Genomic DNA, 15677 nt, shown 5'->3' with positions numbered 1-15677 from the left:
GCGTCTGATGGCAGCAACGCAGGATCGATCGCAGCCTTCCGCCGTGGCACGGCTCGAGGCGGCACTTGCGCGTATTCGCTCGCCTGAAGCAAGGAGCGTGTTTACGGCCGTTTTCGCAGACAGCGCCAGGTGGGAGGCCGAGGCTGCGGATCGCCGCGCTACTGCCGGAGCGCCCCGCGGTCCGCTCGATGGTCGCATCGTTTCGGTGAAGGCGTTGTTCGACGTCGCGGGCACGGTCACGAGCTCCGGATCCGCCGTGTTGCGCCGTCTGCCGCCGGTCCTTGAGGACGCTGAAGTCGTGCAGCGGCTGCGGGCTGCAGGTGCCATCGTCATTGGCAAGACCCAGATGACGGAGTTTGCCTTCTCCGCGCTCGGCACGAACCCGTATGATGGAACGCCGGGCAACCCGCGAGACCGCGAGCGCGTGCCGGGGGGCTCGTCATCAGGCGCGGTGGTGTCGGTGATCGACGGCATGGCCGACATCGCCATGGGCAGCGATACCGGCGGTTCTCTCCGAATCCCGGCTGCGCTGTCGGGCGCGGTCGGTTTCAAGCCGACCAGCGGTTTCGTGCCGACCGCCGGCGCATTCTCGCTATCCTCGAGCCTCGACACGATCGGCCCGATCGCGGCGAATGTCGCCGATTGCTTCGTCGCTGATCAGGTCCTTTCAGGTGAAGGCGCGCCAGCGCGGCTGCGCCCGGCCCCTGCCGGCACGTTCCGCCTTGTCGTTGCCCGCGGGCGGCTGTTTCATCGCTGCGAGCCGGACGTGCTCGGCGCGTTCGAGGCCGCCATAGAGCGGCTTCGATCTGGTGGTTTGCGGATAGAGGAGGGATCGATCGAGTCGGCTCTCGATGACATCGCAGAGATCGACAAGATCGGCACTTTTCCCTCAATCGAGGTTGGCGCGACGCTGCGCGGTCTGGGCCTGCCCGGGCTGGACGGTCTCGATCCCCGAACGCGGGTTCGCATCGAAGCCGGCGCCAGCATCCTCGGCATGGACTATGTGCGCATGGTGCGGCTACGGCAGGCGGCGATCCAGTTCTTCGAACAATCCTTCGGCAACAATGAGGTTTTCGTCCTGCCGACGACGCCGATCCGTGCGCCGCTTCTCTCCGCTGTTGCGGAGGATGCGACATTTCATGAACTCAACGGTCTTGTCCTGCGCAATCCACGCATCGCCAACTTGCTCGACTGCCCGTCGATTTCGCTGCCATTGCCGCTCGACGGTCTTCCCGTCGGTCTGATGCTGATCGGTCGTAGGAACGCCGACCGGCGCTTGCTGGAGATCGCGGCCAGTGTCGAAACGCTGCTGCGAGACGTTTCTGCTGCGGTGGAGTGGAGGCGACTTCGCCCAAGTTTGCGATGAGGGGGCCGCCATCGATTCCTTGATGATTGCGATGTCGAAAATGTCGCGAGGCTTTAGCATCGTCGCCCCATGGCACATCTTCTTGAGAGCGATCTCCGCTGGCAGTTCGATCGCAATCGTTGGCTTCCACCCCGCTCGAATTGACGTCAGGTCGATTTCCTTCTCGACGGGATCAAGATCAGAGATTGCGCCGCTGACGATGAAATCGATCTCGCCTTCGGGATACCTGAGCTTGGGGTATTGGGCCGCCTTGTCCCAATCGTCGCAATTCCATACGTCCGTCGTCTCCGGCGACTACAAGGCGAGATATTGCGGATCGTGGAGGAACGCATCGATGTCCCGACTACATCGATGATTGGCGTAGAGCATCAGGGCCGTCCCCACCGAGTAACCAGTCGGGCACACGCTGGCCCTGTTGCTCCAGGTCCGAAAGCCCATCGAGAGTTTCGACCAAGTGGCCTGCGCCAGCCGCTCAAGTGCGCGCTCCAACAGGGAATGGCGTTAACGACTCTATTGCAAGCCATTAAAAATGCTGGGGGAATCGGCGCTGATCTTGCGCGCACAACAGGCCTGGCTCGACCTCTGCACCCATCGGCTTGTTTGATCTGTATCAAGGTGCAACGGCTAGATGCGATCTGCAATGCCTTCCCGCGCGGATGGGAGGATGTTGCAATGGCTGTTTTTCGCAGACCTTTATTGCGCTGATCTCCGCCCCTGCCATCTCGGCGCCGGATGGTATCGAACGTGGATTGCTGGGTATATGATCAATTCATCGATCGAGAACCAATACGAGTTCTGCTGCGAGAGTGGGTGAACGACTTCGGGCTCGTCGGCGGCGCAGGGCTCAATCCGAAGTCTAAGGATGTCATCACCGCCCCAACGCCGCCGCCGACAGCGTATTCTAGATTCCACAGTCGGGAGGTGCACGACCGCTCAGGATCAATGGATTCTCTGGATTCATGACAACGCGGGCAGTCGCCTACTGCTTCCGGTCCAGCATCCCCGCTTTGAAGTTTATTGCCGACCTGAAGTAGGAGATCAGGAAGCTTAAAGGCCTTGCTCGTCGAGGAATGGGAGACGCGAGCTGCGCTGGCTTTCGCGATCGTGGCCTCTGCTGGCGGAGCGGCGGTAATCGGCCCGAGGATTTGGAGTGACGAGCATGATGTCGATAAAACTGCCGCTGTGGCTTCGCTTTGTCCTGCTTGTCGGCGTCGTCGTTGCTGCGGCAGGCGCAGGTCTCCTTGCCTATCGGTACTACAGCCGCCCGGCAACGCTGACCGTGGCGGTCGGCTCCATCGACGGCGAGGCAGCCAAGGCAATGTCAGCGATAGCAGGCGAGCTCGTTTCAACGAACGCGCCGGTCCGGCTCAAGGTCATCGACAGCGGCACCGCGCTTGAGGCCGCTGCCGCGTTCTCCGCGGGTAAGGTCGATCTCGCTGTGGTTCGCGGCGATGTCGGCGACTTGTCGCAGGCGCAAGCCGTCGTCGTCGTCAGCCATATGGTCGTGCTGATCATCGCTCCGCCGGGATCGCCTATCGACAGCATTGACAGCCTGAAGGGACGCGCGGTCGGCGTGATCGGTGGAGTAGCGAACGCCAAAATTGTCGATGTGCTAACCAGGGAATACGATCTGGCGAGCGCAAAAGTTGCATTCAAGAACCTTGCTTTGACGGATGTCCGGCAAGCCATTCAGTCGAAACAGGTCAGTGCCCTGCTTGTTGTGATCCCGCTCGCCGAAAAGTACCTCTCGCTCGTTCGCGGATTTTTCCAGCTCGATCATAAGAAGGTCCCGGTATTGATCCCAATCGAGTCCGCGGGGGCAATTGCAGAGAATGAACGCGCCTTTGAAAGCTTCGACGTCCCGAAGGGCACGCTGCGGGGATCGCCGCCGGTGCCGGACGATGACCTGACGACCCTGAGGACCTCGCTGTACCTGGTTGCACAAAAGAAGCTCGGCACTGATCTGGTAACCAGCCTCACGGAAGCGATCATGAGCGCGCGCAGGAATCTGCTCCGCGAGCAGCCGATTTTCGCGCAGATCACCGCGCCCAGCACCGACCAGGATGCATACCTTCCACTGCACCCTGGCGCGGCAGCCGTCTACAACAGCACCACGCAGAGCTTCATGGATGAATACGGCAACTGGATCTATTTAACGCCGATGGTGCTGGGAGGTGCCGCCACCGTTCTCGCCGCAGCCTGGAAATTCCTCGGGATCGGCGGGCCCGCCACTCCGCATGGTCCTTTGGATACTCTCTATGCCTTGGCCCGACGGATCCGGAACGTCGACACGGAGGCAGAGCTGTCGGCGATCGAAGAGGAGATCGACAACATTCTCAAAGCAGAACGTGCCAAAGCCGCCAGTGGCGATGAGAGCGCGGTGGATGCCGTCACGTTGAACGTGGCGGCACACCGGCTGGAGAACCTGATTCACGATCGGCGAGCGCTGCTTGCGAACAAACCGTCAGTTGCTTCCGCGGCCTAAGCGAGTTGCGCTCCAATTGAGCTAGGCATGAGTGATAGATCATGAACGCAATAGCAATATCGGCCATCACGTTCGTGTGCATTTCAGCCGGCGCCTTGCTTGGTATGTTTCTTCGCAACAAGTTGCCGGACCATCACCTCAGCGCGGATGCAAAGGATGTGGTCAGGCTGGGTACAGGCCTCATTGGGACGATTGCGGCACTCGTGCTCGGCCTGCTCATCGCCTCGGCGAAGAGTTCGTACGACACGCAGAGTTCTCAGGTCAATCAGATGACGGCAAGCATTATCCTGCTAGACCAAATCCTGGCGCAGTACGGGCCGGAGACAGGCGCAGCCCGCAATCTCATGCGACGTGGCGTCGTCATTCTAGCCGACCGCATGTGGCGCGAGAAAAGGTCCGATGTTGCCAAGATGACATCTTTCGAGGCAAGCGTTGCAAGCGAAGCGTTCTATACGAAGCTCCAGGAACTTTCGCCAACGAACGATTCCCAACGCTCGGTGCAAGCCCGGGCAATACAAATCAGCACCGATATCGCACAAACACGCCTGCTGCTGTTCTCGCAGGCGGACAATTCGATTCCCATGCCATTTCTCGTGGTGCTGATTTTCTGGCTGACTATCATCTTTGCAAGTTTCAGTCTGTTTGCCCAACCAAATGCAATCATCATCGGCTCTCTGCTCATCTTTGCGCTGTCGGCTGCCGGGGCGATTTACTTGATCCTTGAGCTGGGTCAGCCGTTTGCGGGATTGATGCAAATCTCCAGTGCGCCACTGCGGAACGCCCTCGCACCACTGAGTCTCTAAGCCCCTTTTTTCTACGTCGCGCGGCCATTCGTACCGTGGGACGGCGCGATCGCGCCTGGCGAAGCAACGGAATGCTTCAGTGCCAACACCGCCGGTTTCCACCATCGCGCGAAACGCGACGTCGGCGACTTCCTGCTCATGAAGCACGAACTTCATCAGCTTCATGGCTTTTCCCTGGTGCGGCCTTTGGAGCCGGGATATGCAAGGCGTGTTGGGGAACACAAAGACACTGAACGATCCCTTCGCTTTTTCTCCCGCTCAAAAATCGGAAAAATCGACGGGAAATTCGCAAGACGTATCAGCGGGATGTGAGATCGAGTCGTCTTTTCAAAGCGAAATCGAGCCGCTCTTAAAGGGAAATCGAGTCGTTTTCACAGTGTCCGTATGATGCATTTTTTTTGGTGGGCCCGGCAGGACTCGAACCTGCAACCAGACCGTTATGAGCGGCGCGATAATAGTTCGCTTCGTTGATTGTGCTGTGTTTTTGGCCAAGTTCGACCGTGTTTGTCGCGGTGCGTGCGGATTGTTTCTGGTGCGAAACTGGTGCGGTCCGGCTGCAGTCGAAACCTGGACTTAAGGCATGTCATTCTGTTGGTGATAACGTGAGAACGCAAGTCGGTCCCGGCGACCGACGGCAGGCGAAGCAGCTAAAATGCAAGCCAAACGAAAAAGATCGTGAATGTCTTCGAGCATCTAAAGACAGAAGCATCCGCTGAGTGGCAGGCCTACACCGAGCATCCCTTCACGAACGGATCGGCAGACGGCCCGCTCCCCGAAACGGCGTTGGGTCACTACCTCGTTTAGGACCATCTGTTCCTCATCGAGTTTGCTCGCGCCTACGCGCTCTCGGTCTACTAGTCGCTCAAACTAGCCGACATGCGTGAGCAGCGGCCGGCCTATCGGCCATCCTTGATCTCGAGATGAACCTGCATGTGAAGCTCTGGATCGCCGAGTACGCCCGCGTGCCGTACCAGGAGGTCGCGGCGAAAGCGCGGGCGCAACCATATTGATCATAAGGTGCACATGGGAATGCGCTTTGACCGGAGCGGAGAAGCGGCGGGTTCAAAGGGCCGGCGCGGAAGCGAGCGGCCTTGAATCCGGCGCGCGCTCTGGCGCGATCCCCACGGTTGAAGCCGCTCGCGTGCGGACCGGTCTTGAAGGGAGACCATCGGTAAGAACGGCCAAGCCTGGTTCGTTTTGGCCCTGTCCTCACTGCGGGGAGGACTTTTCGAAAATGCTGACGCATCAACGTGTTAAGCGATTTTTGATGGTGTTTTTGCTTGATTTATGTCAGGTTTTTGCAAGACGAGGAAAAGCCATGCTGGTCAAAGCGGTGCGGCAATCCGCACATAAGAGAAAGTCGCTGCGCGCGCGCATCGAGGCGCAGATCGCCCGGAAGGCGAGCGACGAGGTGTTTTTGACTCGCGAGTTCGCCAAGCTCGGCGGTGAGACGCAGGTGCTGCGCGCCCTGAAAAGCATGGTCGATGAGGGCCGCCTCGTGCGTCTAGGCTACGGCGTTTATGGCCGCGCGCGTCGCTCCACGCTGAATGGCCGCCCGGTGCTGTGCAGCGCCGACGGTTTTCTGGGCGTGGCTCAGCAAGCGCTCGATAAGCTCGGCGTTGAGTGGGAGCCGACCGAAGCGCAGCTCGCTTATAACGAGGGCCGCTCGACGCAAGTGCCGGTCAATCCCGTCGTGCGCGTCAAGGGCCGCTTCGCGCGGCATCTGCGTTATCGCAATGCGGAGCTGGTCCTTGAACGGTAAACCGACCCGCGACGAACTGATCGACGTGCAGGATCATTTCGGCCTGCCGAGCGCCGCTCTGGTCGAAAAGGATTGGTATGTTGTCCGGGCACTCGCCGCGATCAACGCCGTTGATCCCGGCGACTTCCGCCTGGTCTTTGGCGGTGGCACGGCGCTGAGCCGGGCCTACAAGCTGACCGAGCGCATGTCGGAAGATGTCGATCTGAAGATCGTATCGGAAAAGCCGCCGACGCGCGGCGCGCTTCGCGCCTTTCGCGCGAAGATCACGGACGCGCTGCTCGCGGCGGGCTTTGCCTTCGTTTCCGACAACGAGGCGCACCGCCAATCCAAATGGCAAGGCCGTTATACGAAGTATCAGCTTCCTTATCCTGCGGAGGTCGAGGGCAAGGGTTTGCGGCCCGCGGTGCAGATCGAAACCTCGGTCTGGCCGCTCCGTCGCGAGCCGGTTCTCAAGCCTGTCGCGTCGTTCCTTGCGGAGGCGTATGGCCGCGAAGCGGAAGTCCCATCCATCGCCTGTTCGGCGGTGGAAGAAACGGCGGCGGAGAAGCTCGTGGCGCTGACCTGGCGTGCGGGCTTCGAGATGGCGGGTGTCCGCGCGGTGCGTGATCCGACGCTGGTGCGGCATCTCTACGATCTGCACATGATCCGAGGTGAGTACGATGCGGCCAAGACCGCTGCATTGGCCCATGAAGTGATGCTGGCGGGAGTCGAGACGCGCGGCGACAATTTCCCGGCATGGAAGAAAGACCCGCTTGGCGAAACGCTGCGCGCCATCGAGGGTTTGCTAAAAGACAAGGTGTTCGTGGAAAGCTACGCGGATTTCCAGCGGGACATGGTCTATGGTGACAAGCTGGATTTTGCCACAGCGATGGGATCGCCTCACGCCCTTCGCGATCATCTTCAGACGCATTCGAAATAGCCTGTCGGACAAAACGAGGGGACGAAACGATGTTTGTCGAACGCGATCCCGCGACCCCGAACTACATTCGGCCCGCCGAACTTGGACAGTCGGAATCGACGGTCTTCAATGTGCTGTCCTTCATTCTCATGCTTCCGTTCGCCGCGTTCATGATCTTTTACGTCGGATGCTTGCTTTACATTCCGGGTTACCTCGCGTTTCTCGGCTTGCGCTATCCGGTCTACGGTTATCCGGTCTACGTGTGTCTTCGTGCGATCGTCGCCTGCGCGCTTTGCGTGATGCTGATTAGCGAATGGCGTGACGTGAAAAAGAACCCATGGATGGCGGCGGTGCTGCTGGCGGCGAGTCTTGCAATGATGGTCGTCACGGCCTTCACCAATGGCTTCACGCCATTCGGTATCCTGTCATTCGTCGCGGCCGCCGGCACGGCCGCCACCGCGCTCACGAAACTCCGCGAAGCGCTGCGGCCGCCGCCGCCACCGGTTACTTTAGGCGTCCAATGACTTCGCTTCCGCCACCCGAGGCGACAACGCCGTCTTACGCCGTCGAAATCCCGACGATGAAATCGCTCTTCATCGAGATGCGGCGTGGAGACATGGTTCTGGCGACCGGAACGGGCTTTCTCGTCGCAAACGACCGTGCATCCCATTGCGCCTTTGTGACGGCCCGGCACAACGTGACGGGCCGTCATCAGGATACGGGCCAATGCCTCAGCTCCCATGGCGCCATTCCCGATGCCATCACGATCTACTTCCACGAAGGGAACGAAAGCATCGGCGAGTGGACACCCATCACGTTGCCGCTCTATCGAGACGACGGATCGCCATGGTGGTTCGAGCATCCGGTGCTTGGCGATAACGCGGACGTGGTCGCCTTGAACTTGCGCTGGGGCGATGACGTGACGCGTTTCCCTTACTACCTCAAAACCGAGTTGGATCGCCCGAAGCTGGTGATCAGCCCGGCGGAGCCGGTGAGTGTGATTGGGTTTCCGTTTGGGCTCTCTTCGTCGCTGCGCTTTCCGATCTGGGCAACCGGTTTCTTGGCGCAGGAGCTAAGTCTCGTGACCCAAGAGAACCCGGTGTTTCTGATCGACTGCCGGACGCGTCCCGGCCAATCGGGCGCGGCGGTGATCGCTTTTCGCGTCGGCTCTCACCGCACTATCGCCGGAGGCCGCATCGCCAGCACGCTCACCGGTCAAACCGTGTGGGAATTCCTCGGTATCTACACCGGGCGCATCAATGCGGAATCCGACCTGGGCCGGGTGTGGCACGTGCATGTGCTGGAAGATTTGCTGGCGGTTGCCACCGAGGGTTACCCCAAAAAAGACGGCGACGAGGCGGTTGCCTCGTCGCTGCGTTTATAGCGCGCCGCTGGCGCTGCGCGCGCGCAACTGGTCGACGCACCGAGCTCGATGTATCCGCTTAGCCGTGGAGAAGCCGCCGCGATGTCGGCCAATACCGCCTTTGGGTCGGTCCTGCGTCCGGTATGCCAGAATCCCAACGACAGTTTTCCGAACTGGGGAGCCGCTGATCGCCTCGAACGATCCCTCGCGATCAGTCTGCTACCGCAAGAACCTTTTGATGCTCCAGCGCCTCGGCACGGCGCACTATCTTGGGCGTCTCGCGAGTTGAGCGCGCACGGGCCGCAAAAAGCTATCCGTTTCTCTCGGTCGAGAAGCGTGCGGGGTGCGCAGGCTCACCCCGCGAGACGATACGCCTTCCCCTTCCATTGGAGCGGCGCGGGCTCCCCAATGGACGAATGGTCGATGCCAGGTATGGTCCCCAAATCAGCAAATTGAGCTCTTTGAGCGGAAACGGTATTATCGCGTTCTGACTCGCCATCAGAGAGCGAGGAGCAAGACGGGTAATCGGTGCCACCAGACTTAGGCAGAAACGCGATATTTACCCCCGGCGGACCTAGCGACGGTACGCCCGGTGGGGATGCCGAGCGCGAGGCGATCGCATCCCTGGGTGGGTACACCTATCAAGTTGCGGCGGCGGCGCTTGCTTGGCTCGACCTTCCCGATGGCGCTCGCCTTTATCTCGAAGTAGCCGAAGATTACGCAACGCTTGCGGAACAAGTGCTTAGCGCAGTGCAGGTAAAAGACACCGCCGGCAGCGGGTCCGTCACCCTCAATTCAGAGAACGTGCGCGACGCGGTGAATGCGTTTGTGGGTCTGGTGGCCAGCAATCCGGGACGGCAAGTTCTGTTTCGCTATTTCACGACGTCGGCGATCGGAACGGAGCGTAAGATTGAAGACCGTCCCGGCGGCCAGCCCGGCCTGGTATACTGGCGTAAAGCCGCCGCGGGCGCCGATATCGCGCCTTTGAAAGCGATATTGCTTTCGGACAACTACTCTGAAGCTGTCCATATTTTTGTTGGAGCGCGCGACGACACGGCGCTAAGACGAGATCTGTTGCAAAAAATTCATTGGGATTGCGGCAAGCCGGATCTCGCTGCCGTAACCATGGAGCTGCAGGAACGACTGGTCGTTCTTGGCCGAGATCGCTTTCAATTGGCGGCTCCTGAGGCACGTCGGCTGGCCGATATCGTTATGGTTGATGTGCTGAGGAAAAGCGTCCTCAAGAAAAGCGATGATCGTGTCCTGACGCGCGCAGAGCTTTACGCGGTGATCGATGGAGCAACACGCGTTTCGATGCCGCGTAGTAGCGTGGACGCGATGGCGCGACTGGCATCAAGCCTGTCGAGTGCTTTTGCCGGCACTGGTTCAGCTTTCGCCGTTGATCAGGTTGGCTGGATCGTATCAGGCCGGGATCTCGCTGCGCCGCGTGGGGTGATCGCGCGCCATGCGTTGCAGCAAAAGGCGCATGATACGCTGACCAGCTGTGGGGCATTGGTGCTAGTTGGTGCCAGTGGTTTAGGAAAATCGCTTGTTGCACGGAATGTTGCGCACGCTCGCGATGTTGACTTCACCTTGATTGATCTACGTGATCTCGAAGCCGACGAGATGCGAAAACGCCTTGATTATTTTTTCGGGCGAATCGGGGCGTCGTTATCGCAAGTCACAATCTTCGAAGATCTCAATCACCTCGAAGACCCCGGTGTTTCGCTCTCCTTCGGGCGGGTTATGGCGGCATTGGGGCGCCGTGACCGCACGGCAATTGTCACTTGCTATCGGAAGCCGACCGTCAGCTCACTGAGCAAAGTCGGGCTCGATCCGGCTGCGATCGCAGATGTTCCTTACTTCTCGGAAGAGGAAACGAGGCAGGTGGTCCGCGAGAACGGCGGCGATCCGAACGTCTGGGGTAATGTCGCTCATGCTGCCGGAGGCTTTGGGCATCCGCAGTTGGTGCATGCGTTTGCTGTCGGCATGGCGGTACGCAACTGGCCCGCAAGCGACCTTCGGGAACTCGTTTCCCGTGGTCTTTCTTCCGACGATATCGAGGCCGCCAGGGAGGCCGCGCGGCGGCAGTTGGCTGCGCAGCTGCCGGAGCCCGCGCGCCGCCTTCTCTATCGCCTCAGCCTTGTAACCAATCGCTTCGACCGCCCACTTGCCCTCCGTATTGCCTCGCTGCCGCCTCCGGTGCCAAGCGCTGGCGATCATCTTGATATGCTGGTTGGCCCCTGGATCGAAGCGGCTGGTGATCATCGTTATCGCGTTTCGCCCTTGGCAGCCCAGTCCGGGCACAATTCGTTGACTTCCGACGAACAGCAGGAGATCCACGCGACGATTGCATCGCACATGTTGCAACAGGGCCAATTGAATGTATCGGATGCAAATGCCGCCTTCCTTCACGCGCTAGCAGGACAATTCGAGCCGGGCCTCAGCGCATTAAGCCGAAATGTCATCACGTCGAGAGATGCGCCGCGCGCCCTCTTGGCCGAACATTTCTTCGCTTTACGTGTCATACGAACCGATCGGCCGATTTATCCCAGGAATCCCACGCTCTCGATCCTCTTGCGGATGGCGCAATTCCGGTTGGCCGCGGCGTCAGTTGATGGTGATGAGATCCGATCCACGGTCGGAGCGATGCTTGAAGAGGTGAAGGCTGCAGCGAATATTAAGGGCGGAACGCGATTTGTGTCGCTGATGTACTCGATGGTTCTCAATACGATGGGGATCGCAAGCCATCTTCCAAACTGGTTCGAGTTGTTAAGGCAATTCCGTGCTGCCGTTGAAAACGATGCCGAGATGCAGCACCTGAAGAATAGGATGGAAGGCGACACGGACGGGAAGCCCGTCAACTTCTATGGCGCGCTCTTCTCCATAGGTGCCACCGGCCTATCGAGCGTGGAAAGGCTCGAAGAGGTCGTCAATGGCCTCATGAGGGTCGATGATAACGAGCGGCGGATGTGGCTGGCGGGTTACGAACAGGAACAGCTCGGCTTTAGCACGTTCGTCAACGGTCCGTGGGCGGCTGAGCACAAGCGAGACGCGGTGAATGCCCAAGATGCGGCGGAGCGTTTCCGGCGGATGGCTGCGGCGTCAAGAGATTGGGGGCTTCGAGCCCTCACGGTGCAATTTCACGTCGCGCGCGCGGTGATGCTGGATGAGTACGGCCGTGCCAAGCAGGCAGCCTTAGCGGCTCTGGACGAAGCCGAGGTCGCGTTGGGCGCCGATATTGCTCTCGATCGGGCTCGCGCGAAAATCTATTGGCGCGACAATAAGTTCGCCGATGCGCTCGAGATCTGGCGGCGTATCGCCGATCGGCTTCCGAAGGAGAGCGCGGTTGAGCGAGCGTTTTCCCTGCGAGAGGCGGCGATCAACGCCGCGAAGGCCGGCGATTGGGAGCAATCTGAACAGTGGTTTCTGGATGCGGAAAGCAGTGCCGCGGCAAGTGAACTGGACGGGATGGAGTCCATGTCGATTGGACTCGCCGCCGATGCGGGGGTGGCGGCCTTCCACGCGGGCTCGCCTGCGCGCGCTCTTACCAGTCTGGCAAGAGCGCTTCAGGGCTTGGGCCATCTGGACCCGAACCGGTCGGTGAAGGCAGCCTATTGTCATCGGGTGGTGCGCCACGCGATCCTCTGGCTACAAACGCAGATTGAAAGGCGTGAGGCCCTCATTGACGGTGAGCCGATCCAGATGATGCCGGGTACCTGCAGCAATCCAGAGCCGCCGGATGCGACGGCCTTGCCGCTCGGCCCCATCGATATGGCGTGGTACCTGTTGACCCAGGCGGAAATCGTGTCGGACGTGGATGTTGGCATCTATTCGTCGTTGCGCAATAGGCTGAAGGACGGCCCGATACCCGTGCTTGAGGTCGGTGTTCGCAACCATCTGATGACGAGGGATGTTGAAAGACAGGATGCGGCCGGACTTGCCGATCATCTCGTGGGCTTCCTTGAGGGGTTAGCATTTACGAAGGTCGGCGGAGAGGCCTTGCGGACTAGTTGGGATGTCTTCGCGCCTCCGCGTGGCGAACTGCCCGCCTTGCCGCAGGATGAGACTACACTGGCTTGGGCGGATACTGTTGCCAGTGACTGCATTCTTGCGTTTGGAATGCTAGCCGCATTGTCCGGTCATGGAGATGCCATCACGGCCTTGGAAAAAGCACTTCGGTCCAAACTGGGCTCGCGCTATGCAGGAAAGGCCACGCTAGAGAAGTGTCTCACTGACTCCGGTGCGCCAACCGAACTGGACGAAGCCGTAGCTGGTCTCTTGCGCGAAATGAAAGGGCGGGCACATATCGAGCCTCAAGATGTGTGGGGAATAGGTCTCCGGTTTTTCGAGAAGGCGAGGCATTCAAATTTCAAGAAGCTTTTGGTTCCCAAGATCGCAGGATGGTTGCGTGCTGCCACACAGCGCATTATCGATGAGGAAAGCTTTCGCCTCACGCGCCCGAGGCAGGCTATTCCAGAATTAGAAGCTGTGCTGGCAAACAAACAGGATGACGCGGCATTTGTAGCCGCGCTTCTCATCACACTATCGGATGCCGTCGGAAGTACGCTGGGCTCAACCTACCGGTCAGAACTCAAGCATATTGCAGACTGTAATTCGGCAGCCAAAGAGTGTAACTGACAATCGTCGCTTCATGAGGAACGCTGATGCTTGTTATTGAGAAGAAGTTCATTGGTGACTTCAAGTTGGGGCGGGTGAGCCACTCGAACATGACCGAATTGGTGAGGGCCGCCTAGTCGTTCGGATTGACGTCGTGTCGGCGCCAGGCTTCCAGAAATTCGCGGAGCGCAACGGCATCTTCATCGCTCCCGTTGCGTGCGTCGAGTTCTTCGACGCGACTGCGAAACGCCGTGAGGTCGAGCACAAGATCGAGCAAGCGGACGCTCGCGCGCGTATGGCGCTTGGCGACGACGTCGCCCAAACCCGCCATGCCCATGCCCTGGCTCCACGAGTAGGTCGTAAACGCTCGCGAAAAAACGATGATGGCGGTATCCGACTTGAATTGCTGCGCGGTCCAGGCTTTGACTTCGGCCCCATCATCCTTTGCGACATCGCGCCAGGCAAAGAGCATACGGGCCAACCGCCGGCTCTTCAGCAGTTCGCCAGACTGAGCGGCGGCTTGGATGCGCTGGAAGGTGAGCGCCTGGAGCACTTCGGCGTCGGCCTCGGTCGTGAGGCAACGTTCCTCGGCCTCGCGCGGTTTGTTGTCGTATGGATGATAATCGCGATAGGCGGATCCCGCGAAGTCCGCTAGCCAGGTAAGGCTGGCACCCGCGCAGGCTGCGACGAACAGCGCTGACCGTGTGGCAAGGTCAAAGCGCTCCAGCGTCAGCGCGCGCAGCAGCCAATGGATGCGCAGCTGATTATCGCCGATACTAAACCCACCCGCTTCATCGGTCTTGACGTCAAGTTCATCCGCGAGGGCGAACACCGCAGAAAGGAGTGGACCGACGTCTCGATCGGCGACGTCGGCCGCATGCAGCTGAAGCGCTTCCAAAAGGAGGGCAGCCTTGGTTGTTCCGTTCTTTCGCTCGGTCGCAAGCGCGCTGCGAAGCCGGTTCTGAACAAAAGCCTGATCGCTCGCATGGGCGATGACACTTTGGATTTCTTCGCGGGGTAAGACGCCATCGCCGAGGGAAAACCGGAAGTAAGCATCGAAGTGATCTTCCGCACACACGCGCCGTTCCCGCGCCCACTCGGTGGCTGAGTGCTCGCTGTAGTGAAGATTGCCCCAGACGCTCTCCAAGCGCGGAAAGAGCCGCATCAAGGCACGGCGGAGCCGCTCACGATCTCTTTCCCTGATGCTCCCCAGTAGGAGTTTTTCCATCGGAGCGGCTTCGTCCCGCGCGGAGCCGCCCATGCGGTCGCCGCGGCCGCAGAGTTCGTCCTTATGCCCGCGAAGCGCCCGGTACACATCGCCGCGAAGCAAGCGTAGGACTTCGAGCGCCACGAAATCCGCGCAATCGACTTCGGCCCCGATGGCAGGCCAGGTAACATTCAGCGCGTTCATCAATCGGACAAGGTCGCGCGGGGTCCGTATCTCGGGCGCGATCACTTCGTAGAAAATGTTCATGAAGCGCTTGAGCTTGTCTTCCGGCGGCGTGCCGCAGAGCGCGTCAATCTGGCGGAGCAATTCCTGGTTCAGATCGAAGGCTTGAGGCTGGGGGAGATCGAAACCGGCTTGAATGATCTTTTCGAGATAATGCGGGCCTTCCGAGGGAAAGCGTTCGGCAACGATGGCTTCGGCGAGTTCTCGGTGGAAGACCAGAAGGTAGATGACGTTGGGCAAGCGTCCCACGGACTTCACCAGCCGAAAGATCAGCAAGGCTTCATCGGGCGCAAGCCGGTCGATATCATCGATCACGATCAGGAAGCGTGTCTTCTGGGCGGCAAGCGCCGCCGCCAGTTCGGCATGCAGCTTCTCGACGGTGTCATCGGTGTGAATGAGATCCGCCATCCAGCTAAACGACGCCTCGGCGGCTTTCCCTGCGCCCTTGTAGCCGGCGAGGTCCGCGGCCGCCCCGACGAGCGAGCCTGCGCGCAGGAGATGCGCGCCAATCTTCGGCAGTGCTTTCTTGAAACGATCGCCAAGCGATGGACCAAGCCCGGCATAAAGCTCGCGGAAAAACGCTAGGGCCAGCGCTTCCTCACCGCGAAACCACCAGCATGCGAAATTGAGAACCTTGATCTCGCCCGACGCGACCGCTTCTTTAAGATGATGCTGGATGAGATTGACAGCGCTGCTTTTGCCGGAGCCCCATGGCCCGTTCAGGGCAATGACTGTGCCTTCCGGCGCCTTGATCTTGCGGATTGCCGCGGCAAGCGCTTGCGCGAAGGTATCCATGCCGAACCGGTCTTCATCCGGCTGCGTGATCGGCTTATCGTTCGGGGAGGAATCTTGCGAGGTCATGGTTGGCTTTAAGTCGGCGTTCGGCGGCAAGCGCGTGCATGATCAATATGCATCTCGTCGATGTGGTCC

The 15677-nt window shown here is 59.9% G+C and carries 9 protein-coding genes and 1 pseudogene; 8 read left to right on the top strand and 2 right to left on the bottom strand.

Going from position 1 to position 15677, the window contains the following annotated elements:
- Window positions 1-7: 7 nt before the first annotated feature.
- Entirely contained in the window at window positions 8-1366 is a 1359-nt protein-coding gene (locus tag AC5V87_RS33520; protein ID WP_495369065.1) for an amidase family protein, read from the top strand.
- Here AC5V87_RS33520 and AC5V87_RS33515 read toward each other — a convergent pair.
- Window positions 1250-1552 (bottom strand): annotated as a pseudogene (locus AC5V87_RS33515) (hypothetical protein); the annotation flags it as partial. The gene AC5V87_RS33520 and the pseudogene AC5V87_RS33515 overlap by 117 nt on opposite strands.
- Window positions 1553-2525: 973 nt before the next feature.
- Here AC5V87_RS33515 and AC5V87_RS33510 point away from each other — a divergent pair.
- From AC5V87_RS33510 to AC5V87_RS33480, 7 genes are all read left to right on the top strand, one after another.
- A complete protein-coding gene (locus tag AC5V87_RS33510; protein WP_495369064.1) occupies window positions 2526-3851 on the top strand; it encodes a TAXI family TRAP transporter solute-binding subunit in 1326 nt (441 codons plus the stop codon).
- A 41-nt stretch (window positions 3852-3892) separates the two neighbouring features.
- Complete coding sequence (locus tag AC5V87_RS33505; protein WP_495369063.1) at window positions 3893-4654, top strand: bestrophin-like domain; 762 nt, start codon at window positions 3893-3895, stop codon at window positions 4652-4654.
- Between the two features lie 1234 nt (window positions 4655-5888).
- A complete protein-coding gene (locus AC5V87_RS33500) occupies window positions 5889-6416 on the top strand; it encodes a DUF6088 family protein (RefSeq protein WP_495369062.1) in 528 nt (175 codons plus the stop codon).
- A complete protein-coding gene (locus AC5V87_RS33495; protein ID WP_495369061.1) occupies window positions 6406-7335 on the top strand; it encodes a nucleotidyl transferase AbiEii/AbiGii toxin family protein in 930 nt (309 codons plus the stop codon). Before AC5V87_RS33500 ends, AC5V87_RS33495 begins: the two co-directional genes overlap by 11 nt.
- 29 nt (window positions 7336-7364) lie before the next feature.
- Entirely contained in the window at window positions 7365-7838 is a 474-nt protein-coding gene (locus tag AC5V87_RS33490) for a hypothetical protein (protein WP_495369060.1), read from the top strand.
- A gap of 56 nt (window positions 7839-7894) precedes the next feature.
- Window positions 7895-8698, top strand: coding sequence for a trypsin-like serine peptidase (locus AC5V87_RS33485; protein ID WP_495369059.1), 804 nt, complete (start codon window positions 7895-7897; stop codon window positions 8696-8698).
- A gap of 507 nt (window positions 8699-9205) precedes the next feature.
- A complete protein-coding gene (locus tag AC5V87_RS33480) occupies window positions 9206-13318 on the top strand; it encodes an ATP-binding protein (protein WP_495369058.1) in 4113 nt (1370 codons plus the stop codon).
- Between the two features lie 112 nt (window positions 13319-13430).
- On the opposite strand, the gene AC5V87_RS33475 is transcribed toward AC5V87_RS33480, so the two are convergent.
- Window positions 13431-15608 carry a KAP family P-loop NTPase fold protein gene (locus AC5V87_RS33475; RefSeq protein WP_495369057.1) on the bottom strand — a complete coding sequence of 726 codons (2178 nt, stop codon included), beginning with the start codon at window positions 15606-15608 and terminating at the stop codon, window positions 13431-13433.
- Window positions 15609-15677 lie beyond the last annotated feature (69 nt).

This window comes from Bradyrhizobium sp. SOJA106 (assembly GCF_059448745.1).
The sequence above is the reverse complement of the archived record's forward strand: the minus strand, read 5'-3'. Positions and strand labels throughout refer to the sequence as shown.